Genomic DNA, 9,086 nt, shown 5'->3' with positions numbered 1-9,086 from the left:
GTCCAGCGTGTCGCCGGCCGACAGCCGCGCGAGCAGCGCGCCGGCAAAGCAGTCGCCGGCACCGGTCGCGTCGACCGGCGTCACCGGGTGCGGCGCGATCAGGCGCGCGCCGTTCGCGTCCGACACCAGGCAGCCCGATGCGCCGAGCTTCAGCGCGACCCGCTTCGCGCCCTGGTCGTGCGACCAGCGCAGGATGTCGTCGTGCCGCAGCAGCCCGGTCAGCGCGCCGATCTCGTCGATGCTCGGGAAGAACAGGTCGCAGTGCGCCAGCGTCTCGCGCGCGATCGCGAGTGCGCGGGCCGCGGGCCACAGCGCCGGGCGGAAGTTCAGGTCGTAGCTGACCTGCGTGCCGGCGCCGCGCGCGCGGGCGATGGCCTCGAACACCGCGTCGCAGGCCGATGCGCTGATCGCCTGCGAGATGCCCGAACAGTGCAGCCAGTGCGCGCCCTGCACCAGGCCGGGCTGCAGGTCGGTGGGGCGCATGCGGCTCGCGGCGCTGCCGGCGCGGCGGTACGAGAAGCGGTGGCCGCCCTCGCCATGCGTCACGAAGTAGAGCCCGGTCTCGGCGCCGGCGACGCGGTGCACGCCCTGCGTCGCGATGCCTTCGCTGCGCCACAGCGACAGCAGCTGTTCGCCGAACAGGTCGTCGCCGAGCTGCGTCAGGTAGCCGGTGCGCGCGCCCATGCGGGCGGCCGCGATCGCGCAGTTCGAGGTGTCGCCGCCGAAGCCGGCGAGGTAGCGGCCGTCGGGCTGCTGGTTGAACTCGGCCATGGCTTCACCGATGGCCAGCACGTCCAGCGATTTCTCGAGCATCTGTTCAGACGACATCCGATGTTCCCCTCGTCAACATCCGCCCGGCGCGCTGCAACACCTGCGGCACCGGTCCGGCAGCATAGGCGCGCACGCCGTTCACGTGCACCGAGGCAATCCCGATGCTGGCGCTGATCGGCGTGTCGTAGGTGGCGGTGTCGGCGATGCGCGCCGGGTCGAACACCACCACGTCGGCCATCATCCCCGGGCGCAGCAGGCCGCGCTCGGCGATGCGGAAATTGCGCGCGGTCAGCCCGGTCATCTTGTGCACCGCCTGCTCGAGCGTGAACAGCCGGCGCTCGCGCCAGTAGCGCGCCAGCACGCGCGGGAACGCGCCCCACAGCCGCGGGTGCGGGTGGCGGTCGTGCGGCAGGCCGTCGGAGCCGATCATCGTGCGCGGGTGCGCGATCACGCGCTCGACGTCGTCCTCGTTCATCTGGAAGTAGCAGGCGCCGCCCGGCTGCAGCCGGCGGCAGGCGGTCTTCTGGTCGACGCCCCAGTCGTCGGCGATCGCCGACAGCAGCCGGCCGGTGTGCTCCGGGTGCGCGTCGCTCCAGGTCAGCATCACGTCGATCACGCCGTCGACCAGGTCCTCGCGCAGCACGGTGGAGCCGGCCACGTAGGGGTACACGTCCATCGCGACCGGCTGGCGCGTGCCGAGCGCATCGATCAGCGGCAGCGTCTCGCGGGTGCGGCCCCAGTTGGCCGGGCCGGCGCACTTGTGGTGCGAGATCACCAACGGCACGCCGGCCGCGAACGCGGTGTCGCCGGCCTCGTGCAGCGCCTCGATGATCTGCGCCATCTCGCTGCGCAGGTGCGTCGCGTAGATGCCGCCGTGGCGCGCGACGATGCGCGCGAGCTCGGTGACCTCGTCGGCCGGCGCCGGGTAGGCCTCTTCGTAGAACAGCCCGGACGACAGCCCGTGCGCGCCTTCCGCCATGCTGGCCTCGAGCAGCGCGGCCATGCGCGCGCGCTCGTCGGCCGAGGCCGGCTTCGAGAGATCGGGCACCGCGGCGAAGCGCAGCGTCGTGTGGCCGACCAGCGCGGCGACGTTCAGCGACGGTTGCGCGGCCTGCACCGCATCGCGGTAGGCGGCCATCGTCGGGTAGCGGAACGAGCCGGCGCCCAGCAGGTTCAGCGGCGCCTTCGCGGCCTCGGTGACGTAGGGTGCGAGCGAGATGCCGCAGTTGCCGGTGATCACGGTGGTGATGCCCTGCGACAGCTTCGGCAGGCCGTCGGGATCGCGCAGCACGATCGCGTCGTCGTGCGTGTGGGCGTCGATGAAGCCGGGCGCGATCGCGAGGCCGGTGCAGTCGACGGTCTCGACCTCCTCGGGCGCGAGGCCCTCGGGCAGCCGATCGCGCAGCCCGGTGCCGGTGCGCAGGATGCGGTCGCCGGCGATCAGCACGTCGCCGGTCCAGCCGGGCGTGCCGGAGCCGTCGATCACGAGCCCATTCTGGAACAGGGTGGCCAACACGCTCATGGCTTGTTCCCCACGCCGCCGCCATCCCAACTCTGCAGCGGGTGYGTGCGCACGTCGATGCCGTGGCGCTGCAGTGCTTCGCGCACGTAGYGCAGCCGCTGCACGGCCGGGTCGCCGCGCCGCTGCGCGACCAGCACGGTCAGGATCTCGATCACCGTCAGGTGGGTCAGGTAGGCGTCGATGCCGACGTGCATCACCGCGTCGTCGGGCACGCTCAGCGCGATCAGCATGTCGGCGCGCTCGGCCAGCGGCGTGCCGGGGCGCGTGATGCAGACCGCCTTCGCGCCCTGCGCGCGGGCGATGTCGACCGAATCGAGCAGCGAGGGCATGCCGCCGACGTGCGAGATCGCGATCACGACGCCGCGCTCGTCCTGCGCTGCGGCCGCGACCTGCTGCAGGTGGTAGTCGGCCCAGGCGGTGGCCGACAGGCCGAGGCGGAACAGCCGCGCCTGCAGGTCCTGCGCCATGAACCACGAGGTGGAGCCGGCGCCGTACAGGTCGACGTGGCGCGCGACCGCGAGCGCGTCGACGGCGGCGCCGAGCGCGGCCATGTCGAGCTGCGCGCGCACGCCGGCCACCGACGCGGCGGCGCTGCGCGAGATCTTTGTGACCACCTCGTCGGCGCTGTCCTCGATGTTGACGCGGCGGTGCAGCGGCGAGCCGCCGAGCGCCAGCGCATGGGCCAGCGCGAGCTTGAACTCGCGCAGCCCGGCGAAGCCGAGGTCGCGGCAGGTGCGCATCACGGTGGGCACCGAGCTGCCGGCGCGTCCGGCCAGCGATTCGAAGCTTTCCTCGAGCACGCGATCGGGGTCGTCGAGGATCAGGTCGAGGATCGCGCGGCGTGCGGTGGGTGCGCCTTCGCGCGCCGCGGCCACGTTCTCCAGCAAGGTTCGTGTCATCTCAGGTCTCTGTTGCGCTCATGCCGTCCATGCCAAGAAGCGGCCGATCAAGCGGCCGCCGCGGAACCGGCTTTGCCGGGCCGCTGGCGGCGCCCCCCTTGAGGGGGGAGCGCCGAAGGCGCTTCGGGGGTGGGTCATCCATTCAGAAGTGCATCGCCACGGCGTCGCTGACGCGGTAGTCGTTCTCGACGACCGGCATCCAGTGCCATTTGTCGAAGGTGGTGCAGGGGTGCGAGATGCCCAGGCCGATGCGTTCGCCGACCGCGGGGGCGGTGGCTTCGTCATCCGCGGCCCAGCGCAGGTAGGCATGCTGGTCGTTCAGCCCGGTAATCGACCAGCCCGCCGGCACCGGCGAGGTCTGCCGCGCACCGCGCGCCGCACGCGCGATCGGTACCGGCAGCGCCAGGTCGAACGAGATGTCGCGCTTGCCGACCGCGAGGATCGCGAGACCCGGCTCCGGCCGCGACTGCACCATCGCCCAGACCTCCATCGCGGGGTGCAGCGTCTCGCCGCAACCGCAGCCCAGGCGCGCCTCGACGCTGTTCACCATGCGCTTGTAGAAGCCGTGGTCGTGCGTCACGTAGCAGCCGGAGCGCAGCAGGCCGCGCACCGGTCGCGCGAGCGAGGGCGTGAGCCGGCCGGCCACCAGGTCGAAGATGGCCGAGCCGCCGGCCGACAGCAGCACCTCGTCGGCATCGAACAGGCCCTCGGCATCGGCGGTCTTCGCGATCGCCTCGACGCGGTCCATCAGCGCCTTCGCATACGGCACGTCGGCATCGATCTCGCCCTTGGCGCCGAGGCCTTCGTAGCACTCGATGCCGACCAGTTTCAGCGCCGGGCTCGCGTGCATCCGGCGCGCGAGCGTGGCGGCTTCTTCATCGGTGCGCACGCCGCTGCGGCCGCCGGCGACGCCGACTTCGAGCATCGCCTCGAAGGGCAGGGCACCGGGGTGGGCCAGCGCCCAGGCCTCGATCAGGTCGAGTTGCGCGAGCGAGTCGACCAGGAACACGATGCGCAGGTCAGCATGACCGCGCAGCAGCGCCTGGATCGCCGCGAGGTCGGCGTCGTGCACGACCTGGTTGGCGATCAGCGTGCGGCGCGCACCGGCGGCGACGCCGATCGCGAGCTGGTTCACCGTCGCGAAGGTCAGGCCCCAGGCGCCGGCATCGAGCTGGCGGCGGAACAGCTGCGGCGACATCGTCGTCTTGCCGTGCGGCGCGAGTTCGATGCCCCAGTCCTTCGTGCGCTGCTGCATCCACGCGATGTTGTGCTCCAGCGCCTCGCGCTTCAGCACGGCGAGCGGCAGCGGCAGGTCGCCGGCCAGCACGTTCCAGCCGGCGGCGGCCACTTCGCTGCGGCGGCGCGGCGAAGCGGTCAGCGGGTAGCCCTTGAGGCCGGGTTGCAGCAGCGGGTCGATCAGGTCGTTGGTCATGGGGTGACTCTCTTTGCGAATGGACTCCGCTCCCGCTCGCCCTGAGCTTGTCGAAGGGCCGGGCTGAGCCTGTCGAAGCCCTGGTCGAGTCGCTTCGGAGGCAGCCCTTCGACACGGGCCCTCGACAAGCTCGGTCCCTGCTCAGGGTGAACGGGAGGGGAGTGATTCAGCTTCACAGGATGCACGCGGAGAATCGCCCCGGCGCCTTCTCTTCCAGCGGCGGAATGGTCTGCGCGCACGCATCGATCGCCTTCGGGCAGCGCGTGCGGAACACGCAGCCCGACGGCGGGTTCATCGGGCTCGGGATGTCGCCCTTCAGCGGGATGATCTCGGTCTTGTCCAGCGGGTCGGGCTTCGGGCTCGCGGCCAGCAGCGCCTGCGTGTACGGGTGCAGCGGCCGCGCGAACAGCTCGGCCGTCGTCGACACCTCCATCACGCGGCCCAGGTACAGCACCACCACGCGGTCGCACAGGTATTCGACCACGTCGAGGTCGTGCGAGATGAACAGCATCGTCAGCGACAGCCGCTCGCGCAGCTCGGCCAGCAGGTTGATCACCTGCGCCTGGATCGACACGTCGAGCGCCGACAGCGGCTCGTCGGCGACGATGAACTCCGGCTCCACCGCCAGCGCCCGCGCGATGCCGATGCGCTGCCGCTGGCCGCCGGAGAACTCGTGCGGGAAGCGGCTCGCATGCTCCGGCCGCAGCCCGACCAGGTCGAGCAGCTCGGCGATGCGCTCCTTGCGCCGGCCCTTCGCGAGCCCGTGCGTGGACAGCGCCTCGTCGAGGATCGCGCTGATGCGCATCTTCGGATTCAGGCTCGCGTACGGGTCCTGGAAGATGATCTGCAGCTTGCTGCGCAGGCGGCGCATGCGCTCGGCCGACAGCGCGCCGAGGTCGTCGCCGCGGTACAGCACCTGGCCGGCGGTGCGCTCGATCAGGCGCAGCACGGTGCGGCCGATCGTGCTCTTGCCCGAGCCGGATTCGCCGACCAGGCCCAGCGTCTCGCCGGCGCGGATCGCGAACGACACGTCGTCGACGGCGCGCACCGGTTTGTCGCTGCTGCCGAAATAGCGCTTCAGGTTCCGCACCTCGATCAGCGGGGTGGCTGCATCGCTCATGCCGCATTCCTTTCCAGCGACGGCACGCGGATGCAGCGCGCCTGTCGCGATTCACCAGTGTCCGCGAGCGGCGGCACCGCCTGCGCGCAGGCCGGGATCGCCTGGTCGCAGCGCGGCTCGAACGCGCAGCCCGGCGGTGGCGAGAGCGGGCTCGACACCTGGCCGCGGATCGCGAACCAGCGCGTCGGCCGAGGCTGCCCTGCCGCGTGCGCCTTGCCCGGCAGGCAGGCCAGCAGCCCCTGCGTGTACGGGTGCGCGGGCGAGGCGAACAGCGGCCRCACCGGCGCCGACTCGACGACGCGGCCGGCGTACATCACGACCACGTCGTCCGCATGGTGCGCGACCACGCCGAGGTTGTGCGTGATGAACAGGATGCTCATGCCGGTCTCGGCCTGCAGCCGGCGCATCAGCACCAGGATCTGCGCCTGGATCGTCACGTCGAGCGCGGTGGTCGGCTCGTCGGCGATCAGCAGGGTCGGGTCGCAGGCCATGGCCAGCGCGATCATCACGCGCTGGCGCATGCCGCCCGACAGCTGGTGCGGGTACTCGTGCAGGCGCTGCGCGGCAGCGGGGATCTCCACGAGATCCAGCATGCGCTTCGCGTGCGCGAGCGCGGTGCTGCGGTCCAGCCGCTTGTGCAGCCGCACGCTCTCGGCGATCTGCTCGCCGACCGTGAACACCGGGTTCAGGCTGGTCATCGGCTCCTGGAAGATCATCGCCAGCTCGTTGCCGCGCAGCGCGCGCATCGGCGCATCGGGCAGCGTCAGCAGGTCGACCTCGGCACCGGCCCGCGTGACGAAGCGCGCGCTGCCGGCCACCTGCGCGCGCGCGGTCTTCGGCAGCAGCCGCATCAGCGTCAGGCTGGTGACCGACTTGCCCGAGCCCGATTCGCCGACGATCGCGGTGGTCTTGCCGGGCGCGATGCCGAAGCTGACGTCGGCCACCGAGCGCACCAGGCCGTCTTCGGTCGGGAAGCAGGTGCTGAGGCCCGTCACGGTGAGGCGGTTCGTGGTCATCACAGCGTCTTCTTCAGCTTGGGGTCGAGCAGGTCGCGCACGCCGTCGCCGAGGATCTGCAGCGACAGCGCCGTCAGGATGATCGCGAGGCCGGGGAACAGCACGACCCAGAAGGCGCGATCGGCGTACTGCTGGCTGCCGGCGACCATCGTGCCCCAGGTGGGGATCTCGGGCGGCACGCCGACGCCGAGGAACGACAGCCCGGCCTCGGCCAGGATCGCGTACGCGAAGATGAACGACACCTGCACCAGGATCGGCGACAGCAGGTTCGGCAGGATGTGGCGCCACAGGATGCGCGAGGTGCGCACGCCGAGCGCCCGCACCGCCTCGACGAACAGCAGCTCGCGCACCACCAGCGTCGAGGCCCGCACCACGCGCGCGACGCGCGGCGTGTAGACCAGCACCAGCGCCAGCACCACGTTCAGCAGCGAGGGCCCGAGGATCGCGACCAGCGCGATCGCGAGCAGGATGTCGGGGAAGGACATCATCGCGTCGACCACCCGCATCAGCGGCGTGTCGAGCCGGCGGAAGAAGCCGGCCACCAGGCCGAGCAGCGTGCCGGCGAGCACCGAGCCGAGGGCGGTCAGCGCGGCGATCGCGAGCGAGTAGCGCGCGCCGTGCACGATGCGCGCGTACAGGTCGCGGCCGAGCTCGTCGGTGCCGAGCAGGTGGGCGGCGCTCGGCGCCTTCAGGCGGTCGAGCACCGCGGTGTCGTTCGGGTCGAACGACGCGAACCACGGTGCGCCGAGCGCCAGCACTGCGATGACCAGCAGCAGCGCGGCCGAGACCATCACGATGCGGCGGTGCATCAGTTGTCGAAGGAGGCGCGGCATTCTCACTTCGACATCCTCACAGTTTCACCCGGGGATCGACGGCCACGTACAGCAGGTCGATCGCGAAATTGATCAGCACGTAGATCGCCGCGATCACCAGCAGCGCGCCCTGGATCACCGGGTAGTCGCGCCGCAGCACCGCGTTGACCACCAGGTTGCCGATGCCGGGCAGGCCGAACACGGTTTCGGTGACGACCGCGCCGCCGATCATCAGCGCGACCGTCAGGCCCAGCACCGTGACGACCGGCACCAGCGCGTTGCGCAGCGCGTGCTTCAGCACCACCGTGCCTTCGCCGAGGCCCTTCGAGCGCGCGGTGCGCACGTAGTCCTCGCCCAGCACGTCGAGCATCGACGCGCGCGTGAAGCGGATGATCAGCGCCGAGTTCAGCACGCCCAGCACCAGCGACGGCAGCATCAGCGCATGGATGCGTTCGGCGAGTGGTGCATCGGGCGCGCCATAGCCCGACACCGGGAACCAGCCGAGCGACACCGCGAACAGCTGGATCAGCACGATGCCGAACCAGAAGCTCGGGATGCTGGCGCCCAGCATCGCGGCGCCGGTGACGACCTGGTCGAGCCAGCGCCCGCGGTACACCGCCGAGACGATGCCGCACGGGATGCCGATCAGCGCCGCGATCGCCACCGCCATCAGCGCGAGCAGCGTGGTCGGCTCGGCGCGTTCCCACAGCGCCTGCGTGACCGGGCGCTGCAAAAAGATCGACTGGCCGAGGTTGCCGTGCAGCACCTCGCCGAGCCAGTACGCGAACTGCACCGGTAGCGGCTTGTCGAGGCCGTAGTCCTTCTGCACGCGGGCGATGTCCTCGGCGGTGGCCTGGTCGCCCAGCAGCACCGAGATCGGGTCGCCCGACGCGGCGCGCGTCAGCACGAACACCATCACCGCGACGATGGCGAGCACCGCCAGCATGCCGGCGAGGCGGGAGAGGAGGTAGCGGTGCATCGGCTGCCTAAGGGATTTACTTGATGCGCGCGTTCCAGAAGAACGGCCAGGTCGACGGCACGTAGCCGTCGAGCGCCAGGCTGCGTGCCGCGAGCCCGTTGAAGCGGCCGACGTTGATGTACGGCACCTCGTCGTACACCACCTGCTGCACCTTGCCCCACAGCGCGCCGCGCCTCGCCGCATCGGTTTCCTGGTTGAAGGCCGCCAGCGCCGCCTGCTTGGCCGGCGAGCTCCACCAGCCCGGCGCGCCTTCGCCGAGTTGCGGCGGCGACAGCATCGGCTCGGGGAACTGGCCGGAGTGGGTGACGTAGAGGTCCCACAGCTTCGAGTCGTTGCGGCGCTGCACCAGCGTCGCCCAGTCGACGACGTTGAGCTCGACCTTGAAGCCGGCGCGCTTGAGCTGTTCGGCCATCAGCAGCGCCATGTTGTAGTGGAAGTCGTACTGGCGGCTCGTCAGCACGCGCACCGGCTCACCCTTGTAGCCGGCCTTCTCGGCGTCGTCCCTGGCCTTCTTCGCATTGCGCTGGTTGTAGGC

At 71.1% G+C, this 9,086-nt stretch carries 9 protein-coding genes; all 9 read right to left on the bottom strand.

Annotated features, from left to right (window positions below):
• A partial coding sequence (locus AC1D01_RS11640; RefSeq protein ID WP_477866282.1) for a sugar kinase occupies positions 1–828 on the bottom strand: 828 nt, incomplete at its 3' end.
• Positions 818–2,293, bottom strand: coding sequence for an N-acyl-D-amino-acid deacylase family protein (locus tag AC1D01_RS11635; RefSeq protein WP_477866280.1), 1,476 nt, complete (start codon positions 2,291–2,293; stop codon positions 818–820). The genes AC1D01_RS11635 and AC1D01_RS11640, both read right to left, overlap by 11 nt.
• Complete coding sequence (locus tag AC1D01_RS11630) at positions 2,290–3,192, bottom strand: MurR/RpiR family transcriptional regulator (RefSeq protein WP_477866278.1); 903 nt, start codon at positions 3,190–3,192, stop codon at positions 2,290–2,292. Before AC1D01_RS11630 ends, AC1D01_RS11635 begins: the two co-directional genes overlap by 4 nt.
• A gap of 142 nt (positions 3,193–3,334) precedes the next feature.
• Positions 3,335–4,624 carry an amino acid deaminase gene (locus tag AC1D01_RS11625; RefSeq protein WP_477866276.1) on the bottom strand — a complete coding sequence of 430 codons (1,290 nt, stop codon included), beginning with the start codon at positions 4,622–4,624 and terminating at the stop codon, positions 3,335–3,337.
• A gap of 172 nt (positions 4,625–4,796) precedes the next feature.
• Entirely contained in the window at positions 4,797–5,744 is a 948-nt protein-coding gene (locus AC1D01_RS11620; RefSeq protein WP_477866274.1) for an ABC transporter ATP-binding protein, read from the bottom strand.
• Positions 5,741–6,760 (bottom strand): ABC transporter ATP-binding protein, encoded by a 1,020-nt coding sequence (locus AC1D01_RS11615; RefSeq protein ID WP_477866272.1) that lies wholly within the window; start codon positions 6,758–6,760, stop codon positions 5,741–5,743. Before AC1D01_RS11615 ends, AC1D01_RS11620 begins: the two co-directional genes overlap by 4 nt.
• A complete protein-coding gene (locus AC1D01_RS11610) occupies positions 6,760–7,599 on the bottom strand; it encodes an ABC transporter permease (RefSeq protein ID WP_477866270.1) in 840 nt (279 codons plus the stop codon). Before AC1D01_RS11610 ends, AC1D01_RS11615 begins: the two co-directional genes overlap by 1 nt.
• Positions 7,600–7,609: 10 nt before the next feature.
• Positions 7,610–8,551, bottom strand: coding sequence for an ABC transporter permease (locus AC1D01_RS11605; RefSeq protein ID WP_477866268.1), 942 nt, complete (start codon positions 8,549–8,551; stop codon positions 7,610–7,612).
• A 16-nt stretch (positions 8,552–8,567) separates the two neighbouring features.
• The coding region (locus AC1D01_RS11600; protein ID WP_477866266.1) for an ABC transporter substrate-binding protein at positions 8,568–9,086 on the bottom strand (519 nt) is incomplete at its 5' end.

It is taken from the genome of Rhizobacter sp. P3_B12 (assembly GCF_056402895.1).
This window is presented reverse-complemented; position numbering and strand designations above follow the sequence as displayed.